Source organism: Candidatus Eremiobacteraceae bacterium, assembly GCA_035314825.1.
Lineage (GTDB): Bacteria > Vulcanimicrobiota > Vulcanimicrobiia > Eremiobacterales > Eremiobacteraceae > JAFAHD01.
On sequence record DATFYX010000052.1, the window covers coordinates 1 to 17,072 of the forward strand.

Consider the following 17,072-nt stretch of genomic DNA (forward strand, 5'->3'; position numbering starts at 1 on the left):
TTGACCGACCACCTTGCGCTCGGGGGCCGCGCGTTCGAATCGCGCCTCATCGTCGGCACCGGCAAGTTCGGCAGCCCGGAGGTCATGGCCGACGCGCTCGCCGCGGCCCGCACGCAGCTCGTCACCGTCGCGCTGCGGCGCGTCGACCTCGACGCGCCCAGCGATCCGATCACCGGCTTCATCGATCGCGACCGCTACCTCATCATGCCCAACACCTCGGGCGCCACCGATGCCGCCGAGGCGATACGCCTGGCCAAACTCGCACGCTCGGCCGGCTTGCCGCCATGGATCAAGGTCGAGGTCATCCCGGACCCGCGCTATCTGATGCCCGATCCGATCGAAACGCTTGTGGCCTGCGAGGCGCTGGTCGCAGACGGGTTCACGGTGCTGCCCTATATCCACGCCGATCCGGTGCTCGCCAAGCGCCTCGAAGAGGTCGGCGTCGCCGCGGTGATGCCGCTGGCCGCGCCGATCGGCTCGGGCCGCGGATTGAAGATGGAAGCTGCGATCGCGATCATCATCGAGCAGGCCACGGTGCCGGTCGTCGTCGACGCGGGTCTCGGCGTGCCTTCGCACGCGGCCGCCGCGATGGAGATGGGCGCTGATGCCGTCCTCGTCAACACGGCCATCGCCACCGCGGCCAACCCGGTGCGCATGGCGCGCGCCTTCGCGCTGGGCGTCGAGGCTGGGCGGACCGCTTGGCTCGCAGGGCGGGCGCCGGAGCTTTCGAGCGCGTCGGCATCCAGCCCGCTGACCGGTTTTCTGGGATCGCCGGAATCGCAGGCGCGGTGACGTTCTCCGCCACGTTCGATCCTCGCGCGACCCGCGAGCTGCTCGAGCGCAGCGCGCGCGCATCGTCAGCGGCTGTGCGTGCCGCCGCGCAGCGCGGCGCAGCCACGCTCGAGGATGCAGCCACGCTGCTATCGCCGGCCGCCGGCGAGCAGCTCGAAGAGCTGGCCGCGCTGGCGCATCGCTCGACCGTCGCGCGCTTCGGCAAGACGATCGGCCTGTACGCGCCGCTGTACCTCTCCAACGAGTGCGTGTGCACGTGCACCTACTGCGGCTTTTCGATGGGGTTGCCGATCGCGCGGCGCACGCTGCGCATCGACGAGGTCGTGCGCGAGGCGCGCACGCTCGCGACTCGAGGCATCAAGAGCATCTTGCTGGTCTCCGCCGAGCATCCCAAACACGTGTATCCCGAGTACGTGGCGCAGTGCGTGCGCGAGACCAAACTGATCGCCCCGTATGTCGCGCTCGAGATCGCCGCAGCCGAAGAGGATGACTACCGGCGTTACGTCGCGGCCGGCTGCGACGGCGTTGTGCTCTATCAGGAGACCTACGATCCGCAGGCGTATGCGACCCACCATCTGGGCGGTCCGAAGAAGCATTACGAGTGGCGGCTCGACGCGCCCGAGCGGGCGTCGCGCGCAGGCGTGCGCCACCTCGGCATCGGCGCGCTGCTCGGGCTCGCCGATTGGCGCTTCGAAGCGCTGGCGCTGCTGACGCACGCGCGCTGGTTGGAGCGGCACTGCTGGCGTTCGCAGATCAACGTGTCGCTGCCGCGCATCAATCACGCGCAAGGCGGCTACGTGCCCAAGCACCTGGTCGGCGATCGCGACTTCGTGCACGTCATGACGTTTCTGCGCCTCGCTCTGCCCACCGCGGGCATCACGCTCTCGACGCGCGAGGCGCCGCAGTTGCGCGATCGGCTCGTGCCGCTCGGCGTCACGCTGATGAGCGCCGGTTCGAGCACCGAACCGGGCGGCTACGGCGAGCCGGGCGCGGCCGGCGAGCAGTTCGAGCTCGAGGATCACCGCTCGCCCGAAGAAGTCGCGCAACGCCTGCGCGAGCTGGGATACGAGCCCGTGTTCAAAGATTGGGAAATCATGGCCGCGCCGGTCGCGCGCGCCGTGGCGGACTAGGATGGAAGCCACGTTCACGGCCAATGGCAAGGCGCGCACGGCGACGCCGGGCATGACAGTGGCCGACCTGCTCGCGTCGGCCAACCTGACGCCGCTGCAGGTGTTCGTCGAATACAACGGCGAGCCGCTGCCGCGCGAGCGTTTCGCCGCCACGCCGATCGAGGCCGGCGATCGCATCGAGATCGCGCAGATGGTAGGGGGCGGCTGATGTCCGCGGCATCCGCGCGCCTCTCCGGCGTCAGACTGTACTTGATCAGCGACGCGTCGCCGCCCGGCGGCTTGATCCGATTGTTGGAGGCTGCCGTTCGCGGCGGCGTGGACATGTTCCAATTACGCGAGAAGAATTTCGCGGATAGCGCGCTGCTCGAGGCCGCCGCATCGTGCGCGCGCACGTGTAGCCGGCTCGGCGTGCCCTTCATCGTCAACGATCGCGCGGACATCGCCCTCGCCGCGCACGCGGACGGCGTGCACCTCGGACAGGATGATCTGCCGGTCGGCGCTGCGCGAGCGCTGTTGGGGCCGGCAGCCATCATCGGCCTGTCAACGCACTCGCGGGAGCAGATCGACGCCGCCGGCCGCGACGTCGACTACATCGGCGTCGGGCCCATCCACGAAACACCGACCAAACCCGGCCGCCCGGCGGTCGGACTCGACCTCCTACGCTACGCCGCCGCGCACGCCGCGCAGCCGTTCTTCGCGATCGGCGGGCTCGATCCGGGCAATCTGGCCGAGGCGGTGCGCGCCGGCGCGCAGCGGATCTCTATCCTGCGCTGGATCGCGCAGGCGCCCGATCCCGAGGCAGCGGCGCGCGACGTGCGCGACGCGATGGATCATGCGACCGCCGGCGCGTCTTGTGAACGCGCCACGACATAGGACGAGAACGATGGAGACAAAAGCCGATCCAAAGCGTCTGCCGCCCGGCCAATACTTCGTGCGCGACTTCCCGGTGCTGCACGTCGGAAGCGTGCCTGCGTTCGATCCGCAACGCTGGCGCTTTCGCATCTTCGGCGAGGTGGAGCAGCAGCAGGAGCTCACCTGGGACCAGTTCACGGCGCTGCCCGGCAAGACCGTGAAGACGGACATCCACTGCGTCACGCGCTGGACGAAGTTCGACACGACCTGGTACGGCGTGCCGTTCGCCGAGATCGTCAAACTGTGCAAACCCGCGGGGGCGGCCAAGTTCGTGACCACGCACGGCGCGAACGGCTATTCGGCGAATGTGCCGCTCGCCGTAGCGGCCGACGACGACGTGCTTTTCGCCTATCAATATGAAGGCAAGCCGCTCGAGCCGATCCACGGCGGACCGATGCGCATGTTCATCCCCAAACGCTATTTCTGGAAGAGCACGAAGTGGTGCAACGGCGTGGAATTCAGCAGCGAAGACAAACCCGGTTTCTGGGAGGTCAGAGGGTACAACAACGACGCGGACCCGTGGAAAGAAGAACGCTACTGGTGAGGTGAGCGCCCTAGGGCGGGGTCGTGCCGGACTCTTCCCACGCGCTCGGCTCGGTGCTCGGCTCGCGCTCCGCCAGCGTGAAACCGGCCGCGCGCGCCTCGGTCTCGCAGCCTTCGCAGACCTTGACGGTCTCGACCCGGCGCGCAGCGAAGCGGTGGGCAAAAAAATGGTGGCCCAGCGTCTGCTCGCGGCCACAGAAGGCGCATCTCGACATTCTGGTCGTATGACCGGATTTTCGCCCAAACGTTACAAAGAGGACGGTCATGCGAGCCGGAGTGCCGACGCTGGCGGTCGCGATCGTCGCGGCTGCGGCAGCTACCATCTTCGCGTATCACCCGTTCGAGCCGCTGTTCCACCAGTGGTTCTTCGCGGTCGCCTGCGCGATCGTGGGTCTGCTGCTGCTCGCACAGGCGGTTGCAGGCCTGCGGCCCCGCAGCGCAGAGGAACGCTTCGCGGCGCTGGGCGGCTTCGGCGGCTCGTTGCTGTGCGCGGCGATGGCGTCGGCGGCCTTCGCCGTCGGCCAGCCCCACATGCTGCCCGGTTCCCCGGGGCAGACGACGCCGGTGCGCCAGGGCGCGTCGCTCGCGGTGCGCTTTCCGGCTCTCACGGAGGCGCAGATGCGCGCGGGCGATTCGCCCGACAGCGTCGACCTGCTCGAGGGGTCGAAAGAGCGCCCCTTGCGCGCGGGTGACGAGCGCAGGATCGGACAGTACGTCCTGGCGGCATCCTCGGGACCGATCGCACTGGTGCGCGCGACGACGCTCGACGGCAAGGCCGTGACCGTCACCCAGCCGCAAGGCGCGACCTTCATCTCCCCGTATCTGACGTTTCCGGTCTCGCGCGGCGACCAGCGGCTCGACTACTTCGCGGTGCCGCCGCTGCATCGTAGCGTGAGCGTCGCCTATTATCAATCGTATCGCGACGAGTCGAAAGGCATCGTCATCTCGTCGCCGTTCATCCTGCTGCAGATAGCTGAGGAGAACGGCGCGCAGCTATATCGCGGTGCGACGATCAGCGGCCGGCCCGTTCGCGCTGCCGGAATGATCCTGACGTTCACGCTGGGGCACTATCCGGTCGTCATGCTGTCGTCGGCGCCGGCGCTCGTGCCGTTCGCGCTAGGCGTGCTGTTGCTCGGCGCTGGTCTGGTCGGCTACGTCATCGTCGTCATGGGCGCCGGTTTGGCGGAACGGCCGGGGAAGAAGGCAAAGTGATGTCCATGAAGCAGGCCGTGCTTTGCGCGCTGACATGCGCCGCAGCGCTGTTCTGGTTGTCAGCCACTTCCGCGGCGGGTTCGCTTGAGGATGCACCGCCAGGCCTGCAGCCGACCACGGCATCGTTGAGCGACGTCCTCGCGCATTACGACTCGTCCGAAAACGCTCAGATCGTGCACACCCGCATCGAGCAGTGGCGCGTATCCGAACGCGGCTTGACCGGCAGCTACGTCGAGACGACGTCGGGGGACGATTACCGAGCCGTGCTGACGCTGGGCCCGCTTACGAGCATGAACGGGCGCTGGCACGGCCAGAGCTGGCGCCAAGACGAGAACGGCCTGACCGTGCTGCGCCAGGACATCCATCAAAAGTCCGCGATCAGCGAGGAAGCGCTCGACTACGCCCTGGATCATCCACGCTCGCCCGGGCGCGGGATCGAGCTGGTCGGCGAGATCGACGCACCGGCGCACGCCTACGTGGTGCGCGTCCATCCCGAAGGCGGCCGGCTCGTCTGGCTGTTCTTCGATGCCGCCAGCGGCTTGATCGACCGGGAAGAGAGCGTGGAAGCCGAGCGGCGCACCGTGACCGAGTACGACGATTGGCGGCCGATCGACGGCGAGATGCATGCCTGGCACCACCATATCAGCGACGGTCACGCGAACAACGACGAGGATTGGACGTTGCTCTCGCTGCGCAACGACGTGCCCGTCGCCGCCGCCGATCTCGAGATCCCCGCGGACCGCCGGATGCTTGTGGAATTTCCGACCGGCGAGACCCAGGTCCGCTTGCCGGCGCGCGTCGTCAACGGCCGAGTGATCGTGCGCTTGACGATCGCCGGCCGCGGCCTTGATTTCTTGCTCGATTCCGGCGCCGGCGACATCGCCGTGGATTCGGGCATGGCTCAGGCGCTTCACCTCGCGACCTTCGGCAAGGTCACCCAGGAGATCGCCGGCCAGTTCGACCGCTCGACCGCGATCGTGCCGGAGATCCGCATCGGCGACCTGCTGATGCACGACGTCATCGTCTCGACGATCCCGTTCCAATCGCAGCCGACCGCCGATACGAAGATCGTCGGCTTGCTGGGCTTTGACTTCTTCAAGGACGCCGTCGTGCGCATCGACTACGCGCGCGGCACGGTCGACGCGATCGATCCCTCACGCTTCGTGGCGCCGCAGGCGGCCGTCTCGCTGCCGGTCGCGCTGGACGACGGCGTGCCGCTGGTCAGCGCGGAAGTGGGCGATGACGAAGGCGATCATTTCATCATCGACACCGGCTCGACGTTCACCATCATCTTCTCCGGCTTCGCGGCCGACCATCCAGATGCGGTCGCCGATCAGGGCGGTGGCCTGGCCGAGCGCCGCGAGTATCCGACGCTAGCGCAGGGCGTCGGCGGCCAGGTCCTGCTCGTGCCGACGGAGATCCGCTCGCTGCGTTTCGCCGGCGCGCAATTCGAGTATGTCCAGGTCTACGTGACGCATGCCGCGCGCGCGCTCGAGCGCGAAGACGAGGACGGATTGATCGGAGCGCCGACGCTATCGCGCTTCATCGTGTACCTCGACTATGCGCGCCAGCGCGTCGAACTGATCCGCAACGGCTGACGCAAAGGAGCATCCATGGCCTCACGCACGCTCGTGCGCGCAAAGCTTCTGTTGACCGCCGCCGGCGCCAAGGGCATCGCCGGCGGATCGGTGCTCGTCGAAGACGGGCGCATCGTCGCGGCCGGAGCGCGCGGCGCCGTCGAGCGCCTTGTCAAGGGCGCGAAGATCGTCGACGCATCCAAGCACACCGTGATGCCCGGCATGATCAATCTGCACGCCCATCTCGACTCCGAATGCGGGGCCGATTTCCTCACCGCCGCGCTGTTGATCAGCGAGGCCAATGCCGTGATGACCTGCGTCGACAGCGCGCGGCGCACGTTGCATGCCGGCGTCACGACGGTGCGCGACCTCGGCACCAAGTACGCCGCTGCGATCGCCGTCCGCGACGCCGTGCGCAAAGGTTGGGTGACCGGACCGCGGATCCTCAGCGCGGGCGTCGTGGTCTGCATGACCGGCGGCCACGGCTGGTTCATCGCCGACGAGACCGACGGCCCGGATGAGATGCGCAAGACCGTGCGGCGCAACCTCAAGCGCGGCGCCGACTGCATCAAAGTCATCGCGACCGGCGGCGTGCTCTCGCCGGGCGTCGAGGTGGGCAGTTCGCAGCTCGATCCGGACGAGCTCGAGGTCGCGGTGCGCGAGGCGCATAAAGCCGACCGGCGCGTCGCCGCGCATGCGATCGGCAATCAGGGCATCAAGAACGCGCTGCGCGCCGGCGTCGACACGATCGAGCACGGCTGCTATCTCGACGACGAGGCGATCAAGCTCTTCAAGAAGACCGGTGCGGCCTACGTGCCGACCCTGTGCGCGCCGCATTTCTTGCACGAACATCTCGATGAAGTGCCGGACTACGCGCGCCGCAAGACGGAGCAGGTGTACGAGGCGCACCGCGCGAGCTTCAAGCGCGCATTGCGCGCCGGGGTGACGATCGCGGCCGGAACCGACGCGGGCACGCCGTTCAACCGGCACGAGCTGTACGCCACCGAACTGGCGTTGATGGTCGCGCTCGGGATGAGCACCGAGCAGGCGCTGCACGCGGCGACCGCGGGCGCTGCCGCCGCCGCCGGCCTGGCCGCGGAGACCGGCGTGCTCGAGGAGGGGATGTCCGCCGACCTGATCGCAGTGGACGGCGACCCGCGCAAGGATATCAAGGCCACGTCCCGGGTGCGCGGCGTGATGGTGCGCGGCGCGTTCACCTCGGTCGCATAGATGCGCGCGTCTATGGAGCGGTCGAATTTATTCGACCGTCGCGTTTGGGCGGCGGTTTTAGCGCTGCTGCTATGCGCGTGCACCAAGATCTCGACCAGCACCGCTCCGGCAGGCACGCACGCCTGGACGCATCGCGGCGTCTTGCGCATCGGTTCGTACGAAGAGCTCGACAACCTCAATCCCGTGCTTTCGACCGAGCTATTCGTCGGCGACGTCTGCCAGCTGCTGTATTCGGGGCTCATCGACTACGACGATAACGGCGAACCGATCCCCGACGTCGCGCTCGCAGTGCCGTCGCGCGCCAACGGCGGCATCTCGGCGGACGGCAAGACGATAACGTACCATCTGCGCCACGGCGTGGCGTTCTCCGACGGCGTGCCGCTGACCGCTGCAGACGTCAAATTCACCTGGCAGCAGATCATGAACCCGGACAACGCCGCTTCGTCGAGGTATCCATACGACCAGATCGCATCGCTCGACACGCCGGATCCGTATACGGTCATCGTGCATCTCAAAGGCCCGCTGTCGCCATTCGTCGGCTTCTTCATGCGCAACGGCACGCTCGGTTCGATCCTGCCTAAGCACCTGCTCGACAAGTATCCGAACCTCAACCACGCCGCGTTCAACATCGCGCCGATCGGCAGCGGGCCGTTCGTCGTGGCGCACTACCAGCCCAGCGTCGAGCTGTTCCTCAATGCCAATCCGCACTATTGGCGCGGGCCGCCTAAACTGCGCGGCATCGAATACCACATCATCCCCAATCAGAACACGCTGCTCACGCAGGTCGGCACGCACGAGATCGATTTCTACTTCGACGCACCGGAGGTGCAGTACGCGCTGCTCAAGGCGGTCCCGGGCGTGCGCGTGACCGCGCGGCCGAACCAGACCTTCGAGCACATCACCTTCAACTGCGCGCGGCCGCCGCTTGACGACGTGCGCGTGCGCCGGGCGATCGCCTACTCGATCGACTGGGACAAGCTGCGGAACGACGTCTATCTCGGCCTCGGCGCGAGAGGCATGGCGGACATCGCGCCGTCTTCGTGGGCGTACGATGCGAGCGTTGCGCCCTATCCGCTCGATCCTGCCCGCGCGCGGGCTCTTTTCGCCGCGGCCGGCTGGAAGCCGGGCGCGGACGGCACGCTCGTCAAGGACGGTCAGCCGCTCGAATTGACGATCACGACGGTAGCGGGCGTGTCGTCGCGCGAAAAAGCCGAGGCGCTGATCCAGCAAGATCTGCGCCACGCCGGCATCGTGCTCGACGTCAAGAACGATCACGCGAACATGCTCTTCGCGACCTATGGGGCCAACGGGACCTTCGCGCGCGGGCGCTTCGACATCGGGCTGTATGCCTGGAGCTACACCGTGCCCGAACCGGACGACACCCAGACGCTTGGACCGGATCAAGTGCCGCCGGACGGCCAGAACTACACGTTTTGCAAAGACGCGCTGATCGGGCAATATCAGAAAGCGGCGCGCACGACGTACGACCGCGCGCTGCGCCGTGCCTATCTTTTCAAACTGCAGCAGCGCGAATACGAGATCGTGCCGCGGCACACCATCCTATGGCGCGCAAACATCGACGCCATCAGCACCGACATGAAGAACTTCAAGCCGGCGCCGGCGGTCAGCGATTTCTGGAACGCATGGGAGTGGGATATCTAGCTCTCGCGGACTAGACGGACAGCGAGAGTTTGCCCTGCACCTCGCCCGCGGCCATGCGCTCGAACGCCTTGATCCCTTGGTCGAGGGGATACTCCTGGTCGATGGCCGGTTTGATGCCGGCGCGCTCGACAAAGCGCACGAGGGCGGCGAACTCCGACGGCGTGCCCATGCTCGAACCAGCGACCGTGATCTGGCGCCAGAACACGCGCGAAAGGTCCGCCGGCGGATTCGGGCCGCCGGTCGCGCCCGCCACGACGACGATGCCGCCCTGCCGCACGGCGCGCATCGAGGTGCCCCACGTCGGCTCACCGACGGACTCCATGACGGCGTCCACGCCGTCGCCGCCGGTCAGCTTGACGATCGCCTTGGCTGCTTCTTTGCCCGCGAGCACGCCGTCGGTCGCGCCGAGCTTCACGGCGAAATCGAGCTTTGCTTCGTCACGCGACGAAGCGATGACGCGGATGCCGGCGCCGCCGGCGAGTTGGATCGCGGCGGTCGCTAGACCGCCGCCCGCGCCCTGCACGAGCGCGGTGTCGCCGGGCCGCAGATGCGCCTTGGTGAACAGCATGCGATACGCGGTCAGATAGGTCACACCAAGCGCCGCGGTCTGCGCGAACGAGAGATTTTTCGGCTTGGGCAGCACCGCCGACGCCGGCACGATCACGTACTCCGCGAACGATCCCTCGCGGTCGCCGTCGCTGAGCATGGTGAACGTACGGCACAACATGAAGTCGCCCGTCAGGCAGCCGCGGCACTGGCCGCACGAACGCACGGAGTAGACCGCGACCTCGGCGCCGACAGGAGGCGCGCCTTCAGGCGGCTGGCCGCCGTAGGCGTCGACGACACCCGCGGCGTCGCAGCCGAGAATTCGCGGCGGCGTGATCGGATAGCCGACGACGCCGCGCAGCGTCCAATAATCGTGGTGATTGAGAGTGGCCGCTCGGACGTTGACGCGCACCTCGCCGGGACCGGGCTGCGGGGTGGGCCGCTGCCCGTATTCGAGGTTGGCCAGCGGCGTATCGCCGCCGAGCTTGGCGGCATACAGGGCTCGCATCGTTCTAGTCTGACCTCCGTCGCGCGCGTTGCGCGTACATCACATTTGTCGGATAGGCGCACGTGTGCACCGGTTCGCCGATGCGCTTCAGCGTGCGCGTGTCGAAGATGTCGACGACGTCGTCATGGGCGCTGGGGACGTATAAGCGGCGTGCGCTCTCATCAAACCGCGGCGTCCAGGGCCACTTGCCGGTCGGCATGGTCGCGATGCGTTTCATCGACGGCAGCGCGAAAACGGCGACGTCGGCGTCGCCTTCGTCGGTCACAAAGACCCGGCCCGCGGCCGGATCGACTGCCACGCCGATCGGGAGCGCGTCTTTCGAACCGGTGGCGATCGAATCGCCGGCGCGACGCAGCGCGGGCAGCGTGAAGACCTCGAGGCCCGGATGCGAGCGCGCGCCGCTGACGGTCGGCGTGTCGTTGTCGGTCACGAACAACAAGTTTCGCGACGCGTCCAGCGCGATGCCGAACGGCCGCGTGCCGGTGGCCGCTCGACCGGTGGGCCGCGCATTGCCGCGCCCATCGAACGAATACCGGATGACCTCGTCGCTGTTGACGTTGGTGACGTACAGCGTGCTGCCGCTCGCGTCGGCGACGATGCCTTCAGGCGTTTCGCCTGCTGCGACCGACGACACCAGTGCCGGTTTCCCATCGGACCCGATGCGGAAGAAGAACACGCCCGGAGCGTTTTTGGCCGCGTTGTTATCCGTGGCGGCGAAATAACCGCCGGCCAGCTCGGCCGCGCCCGAAAAGCGCGAACCGTGCAAAGGGTCGGAAAGGCGCGCAGTCATGGTCGTAAGGTCGACCGCCATCACGCGTTCCTTGGCTGCGACGAACGCGAGACGGCGCGGCGCATCCACCGCGAGGCCTGCCGCATCGTCCGGCGCGCTCACGATCCCGGCGCGCTGCGTCGAAACAAGGTCGCGCACGTCGAGGCCATTGCCCTCATAACAGGCGATGAGCAGCAGCGGCACGTCGCCGGGCGCTCCGCTCACGTGCACGCGCGCGGCGCCCGAGACGCCGCCGGCGTGCGCCACTACGATCGCGCTGTCGCCGCTGCGGCGGGGCGCGGTGTAGACGCCGCTCGAATCGACGCTGCCCGGGCCGACGACGCTCCACTGGACGGACTGCTTGCCATCGCCGCCGACGAGGTGCGCGGAGAACGCGATCGACGATCCGGCGAACACCGCCGCGTCGAGCGGCGCGACCTCGATGCGCGTCGGCAGCGCGAGTTGGCGCGCATGGATGACGTAGCCGGTGACGCCCGCGCTCAACACGGCGGCGACCGCGATGATCGCGATCAGAGCTCCGGGTTTCAGCGCAGGAGTCCGACGACGCAAAACGCGATGCCTATCGCGCCACCGATGATCCCCACGACGAACAAGGGTGGCCGCTTGACGATGGCCGCTATCGAAGCCAGCACGATCGAGACTTGGAAGAGCGCGGTGGCCACGTCCATATCGAGCTTCTTGGCTTCCACTTTATCCATTTTCGTCAGCGAGGCGGTACGCGCGTCTTCGAGAGCCATCGCCTCGGCGCCCAGCGGCGCTTGCTTGGTGCGGTACTTGATCTCGTCCTCGTGCAGCCGCTGGCGCACCGTCGCATTCGGCGCGAGCGCCTCGGCGCCGGCGTCGATGTGCGCTTTGAGGCTGTCGGCCTCGTACTCGTTCCACAGGTCCGCGGCTTGCGTCTGGGCGAGCACCGCCTGGCTGCCCGAGGACAGCATGGCCTCGCCGAGCCGGTTGCCGTACAAGCTCGAAAGCCCGGCGCACACCGCCAGCACTGCGGCAGCGACCGGGATGTAGCGCAAGAAGGGGTCAGAGGTGCCTTCGACATGCTCGTGCGCCGCGCGTGCATGTTCGAGGCCCTCATGGGCCAAATAATCGGGCACGGCGCGCTGGTTTCGGGTTTGGGGAGCCGGGGCCTTTCCGTGACCGGACGCACGCCGGGTTCTGCCGATACTCAATATAATCGTACTGGGGTACCTTACGCCTGAATGAGGTCATGCGAGCCATGAACGCCGCCCTTCGCTTCTCCTTCGCGCTGTGCTGCGCCGCGCTGTTCGTGCTGCCGGCGCTGGCCGACCAGAAAATGGCCGTCGCGCCTGCCGACGAGTATTTCGGCCGGCAGAAGATCAGCACGCTCGGCATCGACAACCTGATCCGAGATACGGAGCAGCGCGAGAACTTCGACCCGGCGCTCGCCTCCCGGTTACTAGGGGGGCTGTCGGCGGCCGAAGACGCGCTCGAGGATTGGGCGGCGAAATATCCGCACGATTCGTGGATCCCCAAGCGGGCCTATGAGATGTCGCACCTCTTCTGGCGCATGCACACGTCCGAAGCCAACGCGATGGCCGACCGCTGCCGCAACGTGCTGTTCAAGCAGTTCCCGAAGACCAAGTATGCGGTTCTCGCGCACGTCGAAACGCCTTCGATGGTCGCGCCCGATCCGGCGGTCGATCCGCCGGCCGCAGGCGCGCAGGGCGCGCAAAGCCCTGCGCCGGCCTCCACCACGACCAGCAACTGACGGGAAGGCCGCCGCGAGCGGCTTTGAGAAGCGCGAGCATGCATGCGCATGCTCCGCGCCGCTCTGCTCGCGGCGATCCCAGTCATGTTCGTCTATATCCCCGGGCCGGCGCGCGGTGCGCCGCTCGATAGCGGATCGTGGCTTTTGATCCCCGTTGCCGGTACGCGCATCGGCCCGCCTCGCCAGGCCCCGGCAGACGAGTACTTCGGACCCGAACGGCTGAGCAATCTAGGCGTCCGCAACGCGATCCGCGACATGGATCTGGAGGGCACCTCGCCGCTCGCGCTGCCGCTGCAGCGTGCGCGCATGTCAGCGGTCGAAGATGCGCTGGCCATCTGGGCCGATCGCTATCCATCGGACACCTGGCTGCCCGGCACGATGCTGGACTATGCGAAGTTCTTGCGCAGCAAACAGCAAGCGTTCACCGACGACCGCGCTCTTGGGTATCTCATGTTCCTCGAACTGCGCTATCCGGCCAGCCGCCCAGGCTTTGAGGCGCGAGAGATCCTGGCCGGCTATCGCCCGCTGCCGGGGTTTGACATGGCGCTCGCCGGCGCACCCGATTCGCAGCCCAGCGTCGGCGCGTCGCTCTACCCGAAGCTGCGGCGCTAGATGACGACGACGGCACCGTCCGCGAAGCTGTAGTAGGCTGCGACGATGTGCAGCTTGCTTTCGCGCACCGCATCCGCCACGATCGTGGACTGAGCCGGCAGCTCGCGCGCCACATAACGCGCGTTCGCGCGCACCGCCTGATCGAGCATGTCGGTGCCCTTGGGCACGCCGCGGACGGCCGGCGCGATGGCATCGGTGAGCGTAGCGATATGGCCCGGCGGCACGCTGCCGTTGGCAAGGACATCGAGCGTCGCTTCGACGGCGCCGCAGCTCTCGTGCCCGACGACCATGAGCAGCGGCGAATGGAAATGGCTGACTGCGTATTCGATGCTGGCGATGCCCGCAGGTTCGGCGATGTTGCCCGCCACCCTGACGAGGAACAGATCGCCCACCCGCTGATCGAAGACGATCTCCGCAGGCACGCGCGAATCCGAGCAGCTCAAGACGATTGCGAACGGCATCTGGCCTTTCGCGGTCTCCAGCCTGCGGTCGTAGTTGCGGTTGCAGTAGATCGCAGCGTCGGCCATATAGCGGCGATTGCCGTCGGTCAGACGGCGCAGCGCCTCATCGGGCGTGGGCTGGGGACCTGCGGGTGCGGCTGCGCTCACTGGAGCCGCCGCGAGCAAGCCGCCGGCAAACGCGGCGCCGCCGGCGCAAAGAAATCGTGCTCGGTTCGTGAGGTGTCGCATGCCGTCGCCTTCGCGCTAAAGAAAAAGAGCGCCTCCGCGGAGGCGCTCTTCTCATGTGGGATCCCGCTTAGAACTTGAAGCCCAAGCCGGCGTAGTAGCCCGCGTGCGTGTGGCTGAACGTGGTCGGCGGATTCGGCGGACACGTGCCGCCGTTGGGGATGCCGCCACCGCTGCACGTCACGGTTGTGATCGAGTTGCCGTGCTGGTTGTCACCGCCCCAGCCGGCGTAGACGTAGAACGGATTGGCGAACGTGTAGTTCAGGCCGACATCGTACTTCACGATGTTGTACTGCAGGCGATACACGTTGCCGAAGTTCGGACTGAACGCGTCGCTCACGGTGTAGTTGCCTTGGTTGGACGGGAAGTCGAGCACCGACCCGTAGTAGGTCAGGCCGCCCGGCTGATCCAGCCGCGGCAGTATCTCAAGGCCGCCGCCCCAACCACGCAGGTTCGGGAAGCCGGAGTTGTAGCTCTCTTGCCCATAGGCTCCGACGATGTACATGTTCGCCGGTTTCCAGATCTTGTACTCGGCGCGGACGTCGACGTTCGCATCGCGACCCTTGAACGGAAGCGTGAAGCACGTTCCGCCGTCAATGGTGTTGAAGTACGTCGTCGGCGATCCGGCCGGCTGCGCACCCGCTGCGGCTTGGACCGAAGGCGTGCAGATCGGTTGACCGGTGACGGATTGCGGCACGACGCCGTTGACCGTCGAGTTGTAGCTGTCCTGGACCCAGTCGATCTTGAACGCCCAGTCAGCGACTTCATACGCGCCCGCGGCGACGTACGATTGACCGACACCGACATCGCTCTGTCCGGCGGCGTACTCGTTGTACACCCGGCCAGCGCGCAGACCGGCTTGGATAAAGCCGTGATGCAAGATCGGCTTCGGCGTGGGCGTCGGCGTGGGAGCTAGCGTCGGAACCGGCGTCGGCGGCGGCGGTGGCGGCGTCGGAACCGGCGTCGGCGGGATATAGCGCACGACGGTGATCCGGCGATCGCCGACCCACTGGACGTACGCGCCCAACGCTTCCGACATGACGCGCACCGGCACGACGAGCACGCCCTTGTAGATCTCGGGCGGCACGTCGAGCGGACGCGACTCGCCGTTGATCACGGCTTCGCTCTTGCCGAGCGTCACTTGGACCGAGGCACCGGGCTTCTGCGCGGTGACGGTCTTGCTGGCGTTGTCATAGCTGACGGTGGCGCCCATCTCTTCGAACATGCTGCGCAGCGGAACCATGATGACGCCGTTCTTGACCAGCGCCGCGAGCGTGCGGTTCTGCTTCAGACGGCTCGGGTTCGCGTACACGTGATGGTCGTTGTAAAGGATCGGGATCTCGCCCGACGGCGGCGAGCCGAAGTCAGCTGCGATCTGAGCGCCGGACGTTGCCAAAGTTGCCGTTCCGGACGCGATCGTCGCATTGACCGCGGCAACGTTGACAGCCGAACCGTCAGCGAAGCTGGGTGCGATCCCCGCGGCGACAAACAATGCTGCTGCGAAGGCCGCGACGTGGAGTTTTCTCAACCTGTTACCCTCCTGGCGCGAAGTGAATAAGACCCTGACATTCATTTTGCTCCACAAGTAACGATCGACCCGGCTATTGCCGCCATGACCCGTGAGCGGGAGACAGCGGGTCTCGCGTCCCCAAAAAAGCAACCCCCAACGGTACGGAAGCACTCGCACGGTGGCCGCATCAAAGGACCTTTCCCCTGCGGAACAGCAAGCCCTCCCGCAGTGCGGGTTTCCGCCGCAAGCCGGCTTGCAGTTGCGGGACACCAGAAATGGCGCGGTCGGCGCCAACCGACTCGTCTTTTTTTGCGCTAACAACATTGAAGGCGGCGCGTGTGATGCGCCGCCTTCAATCGTCTGGAGCGGTCTGGAGCGGTCGAGTTTACTCGACCGTTACGCGTGCGTCCTAGAAGCGGAAGCCGAGGCCGACGTAGGGACCCGAGTGGGTCTGGTTGATCGGCGCCGCATTTTGCGCGACGTAGATGTCGCCATCCCAGCCCGCGTACAGATAGACCGGGAAGGTCTTGCTGAACACGTAGTCGAGTCCGACGTCGTAGACCTGCATGTGGTACTGCTGTCTGTAGGTCACGTTGAAGTTCGGGCTGTTCGGGTCATTGACCGTGTAGTTCCCCGCCATGTTCGGATAGTAGAAGTACGATCCGTGCAGCGTGAAGCTCTGGTCAAGGTCCGGCAGCTTCTCGAGGCCGAATCCGAAGCCGTTGAGCTTGGGATAGCCGTAGTTGGTGGCCGCGCCACCGTACGAGACGCCGACGTAGAAGTTAGGATTGAAGATCTTGTACTCGAGCCGGCCCTCAGCCAGGGTTTGGCGCGCGTTGAACGGCGGCACGTAGCACTGACCGCCGTCGATCGTGTTGAAGATCGTCACCGGATTGCCGGGTGTTGTCGGATTCGGCGAGAGCGAAGGGTTGCAGATCTGGATCGGTACCGGCGCAACGCCGTTTGTGGTCGTCGTGTATTGGTCGCTGCGCAGACTGACCTTGAGCGCGAACGGGTCGAACAGCAACGCGCCTGCGTACTGGTAGCTGCCGGTCGAGGTCTGCTGCGCAGCAAACTCGTTGGAGACGCGGTGGAAGACATATGCGCCCTGCACGAAGCCGAGATAGCTGGGTGCGGCCGGAGCAGGCGTCGGCGTCGCGGTGGGAGCCGGCGTCGGGACCGGGGTCGGCGGGGGCGTGGGCGGCGGCGTCGGCACGGGCGTCGGCGGGATATACCGCACGACGGTGATGCGCCGGTCGGGCACCCACTGGACATAAGCGCCAAGAGCTTCGGACATGACGCGCACGGGCACGACGAGCGCACCCTTGTACATCTCAGGCGGCACGTCGAGCGGACGCGACTCGCCGTTGATGACGGCTTCGGTCTTGCCGAGCGTCACCTGCACCGAAGCGCCTTCCTTCATGGCCGTGGCGGTCTTGCTGGCCGCATCCCATTTGACCGTGGCGCCCATCGCTTCGAACATGCTGCGCAGGGGCACGAGGATCACGCCGTTCTTGACGAGGGCGGCGAGGGTGCGGTTCTGCTTGAGCTCGCTGGGGTTGGCATAGACGTGGTGGTCGTTATAAAGGATGGGAATCTCGCCGGACGGCGGCGAGCCGAAATTCAT

At 66.8% G+C, this 17,072-nt stretch carries 18 protein-coding genes; 11 read left to right on the plus strand and 7 right to left on the minus strand.

Going from position 1 to position 17,072, the window contains the following annotated elements:
• From VKF82_06920 to VKF82_06940, 5 genes are all read left to right on the plus strand, one after another.
• Positions 1-792 (plus strand): thiazole synthase (locus VKF82_06920; protein ID HME81792.1); only part of this gene is annotated, 792 nt, incomplete at its 5' end.
• Entirely contained in the window at positions 789-1,922 is a 1,134-nt protein-coding gene (gene thiH, locus VKF82_06925) for a 2-iminoacetate synthase ThiH (GenBank protein HME81793.1), read from the plus strand. The genes VKF82_06920 and thiH, both read left to right, overlap by 4 nt.
• Before the next feature lies 1 nt (position 1,923).
• Positions 1,924-2,130, plus strand: a complete 207-nt coding sequence (thiS, locus tag VKF82_06930; protein ID HME81794.1) for a sulfur carrier protein ThiS — start codon at positions 1,924-1,926, stop codon at positions 2,128-2,130.
• Complete coding sequence (gene thiE, locus VKF82_06935; GenBank protein HME81795.1) at positions 2,130-2,795, plus strand: thiamine phosphate synthase; 666 nt, start codon at positions 2,130-2,132, stop codon at positions 2,793-2,795. Before thiS ends, thiE begins: the two co-directional genes overlap by 1 nt.
• A gap of 10 nt (positions 2,796-2,805) precedes the next feature.
• Positions 2,806-3,378, plus strand: coding sequence for a sulfite oxidase-like oxidoreductase (locus VKF82_06940; protein HME81796.1), 573 nt, complete (start codon positions 2,806-2,808; stop codon positions 3,376-3,378).
• A 10-nt stretch (positions 3,379-3,388) separates the two neighbouring features.
• On the opposite strand, the gene VKF82_06945 is transcribed toward VKF82_06940, so the two are convergent.
• Complete coding sequence (locus VKF82_06945; GenBank protein HME81797.1) at positions 3,389-3,592, minus strand: hypothetical protein; 204 nt, start codon at positions 3,590-3,592, stop codon at positions 3,389-3,391.
• Between the two features lie 49 nt (positions 3,593-3,641).
• Here VKF82_06945 and VKF82_06950 point away from each other — a divergent pair, with 49 nt between their 5' ends.
• Genes VKF82_06950 through VKF82_06965 form a run of 4 tightly spaced genes read left to right on the plus strand, consistent with a single transcriptional unit; the run spans position 3,642 to position 9,058 of the window.
• Positions 3,642-4,589 (plus strand): hypothetical protein, encoded by a 948-nt coding sequence (locus VKF82_06950; protein HME81798.1) that lies wholly within the window; start codon positions 3,642-3,644, stop codon positions 4,587-4,589.
• 5 nt (positions 4,590-4,594) lie between these two features.
• A complete protein-coding gene (locus tag VKF82_06955; protein HME81799.1) occupies positions 4,595-6,187 on the plus strand; it encodes an aspartyl protease family protein in 1,593 nt (530 codons plus the stop codon).
• A 15-nt stretch (positions 6,188-6,202) separates the two neighbouring features.
• A complete protein-coding gene (locus VKF82_06960) occupies positions 6,203-7,396 on the plus strand; it encodes an amidohydrolase family protein (protein ID HME81800.1) in 1,194 nt (397 codons plus the stop codon).
• A gap of 12 nt (positions 7,397-7,408) precedes the next feature.
• Positions 7,409-9,058 (plus strand): ABC transporter substrate-binding protein, encoded by a 1,650-nt coding sequence (locus VKF82_06965; protein ID HME81801.1) that lies wholly within the window; start codon positions 7,409-7,411, stop codon positions 9,056-9,058.
• 10 nt (positions 9,059-9,068) lie between these two features.
• Here VKF82_06965 and VKF82_06970 read toward each other — a convergent pair whose 3' ends face one another.
• Genes VKF82_06970 through VKF82_06980 form a run of 3 tightly spaced genes read right to left on the minus strand, consistent with a single transcriptional unit; the run spans position 9,069 to position 12,002 of the window.
• Positions 9,069-10,112 (minus strand): zinc-binding dehydrogenase, encoded by a 1,044-nt coding sequence (locus VKF82_06970; protein HME81802.1) that lies wholly within the window; start codon positions 10,110-10,112, stop codon positions 9,069-9,071.
• A gap of 4 nt (positions 10,113-10,116) precedes the next feature.
• Complete coding sequence (locus tag VKF82_06975) at positions 10,117-11,451, minus strand: YncE family protein (protein ID HME81803.1); 1,335 nt, start codon at positions 11,449-11,451, stop codon at positions 10,117-10,119.
• Positions 11,427-12,002, minus strand: a complete 576-nt coding sequence (locus VKF82_06980) for a DUF4337 family protein (protein HME81804.1) — start codon at positions 12,000-12,002, stop codon at positions 11,427-11,429. Before VKF82_06980 ends, VKF82_06975 begins: the two co-directional genes overlap by 25 nt.
• Positions 12,003-12,124: 122 nt before the next feature.
• Here VKF82_06980 and VKF82_06985 point away from each other — a divergent pair, with 122 nt between their 5' ends.
• Both VKF82_06985 and VKF82_06990 read left to right on the plus strand, forming a co-directional pair.
• Positions 12,125-12,637 carry a hypothetical protein gene (locus tag VKF82_06985; GenBank protein HME81805.1) on the plus strand — a complete coding sequence of 171 codons (513 nt, stop codon included), beginning with the start codon at positions 12,125-12,127 and terminating at the stop codon, positions 12,635-12,637.
• Positions 12,638-12,679: 42 nt separating this feature from the next.
• Entirely contained in the window at positions 12,680-13,249 is a 570-nt protein-coding gene (locus VKF82_06990; GenBank protein HME81806.1) for a hypothetical protein, read from the plus strand.
• On the opposite strand, the gene VKF82_06995 is transcribed toward VKF82_06990, so the two are convergent.
• From VKF82_06995 to VKF82_07005, 3 genes are all read right to left on the minus strand, one after another.
• Entirely contained in the window at positions 13,246-13,938 is a 693-nt protein-coding gene (locus tag VKF82_06995; GenBank protein HME81807.1) for a carbonic anhydrase, read from the minus strand. The genes VKF82_06990 and VKF82_06995 overlap by 4 nt on opposite strands.
• Positions 13,939-14,005: 67 nt before the next feature.
• Entirely contained in the window at positions 14,006-15,463 is a 1,458-nt protein-coding gene (locus VKF82_07000) for a copper amine oxidase N-terminal domain-containing protein (GenBank protein ID HME81808.1), read from the minus strand.
• Between the two features lie 391 nt (positions 15,464-15,854).
• Positions 15,855-17,072: copper amine oxidase N-terminal domain-containing protein (locus VKF82_07005; GenBank protein ID HME81809.1), on the minus strand; the 1,218-nt coding region annotated here is incomplete at its 5' end.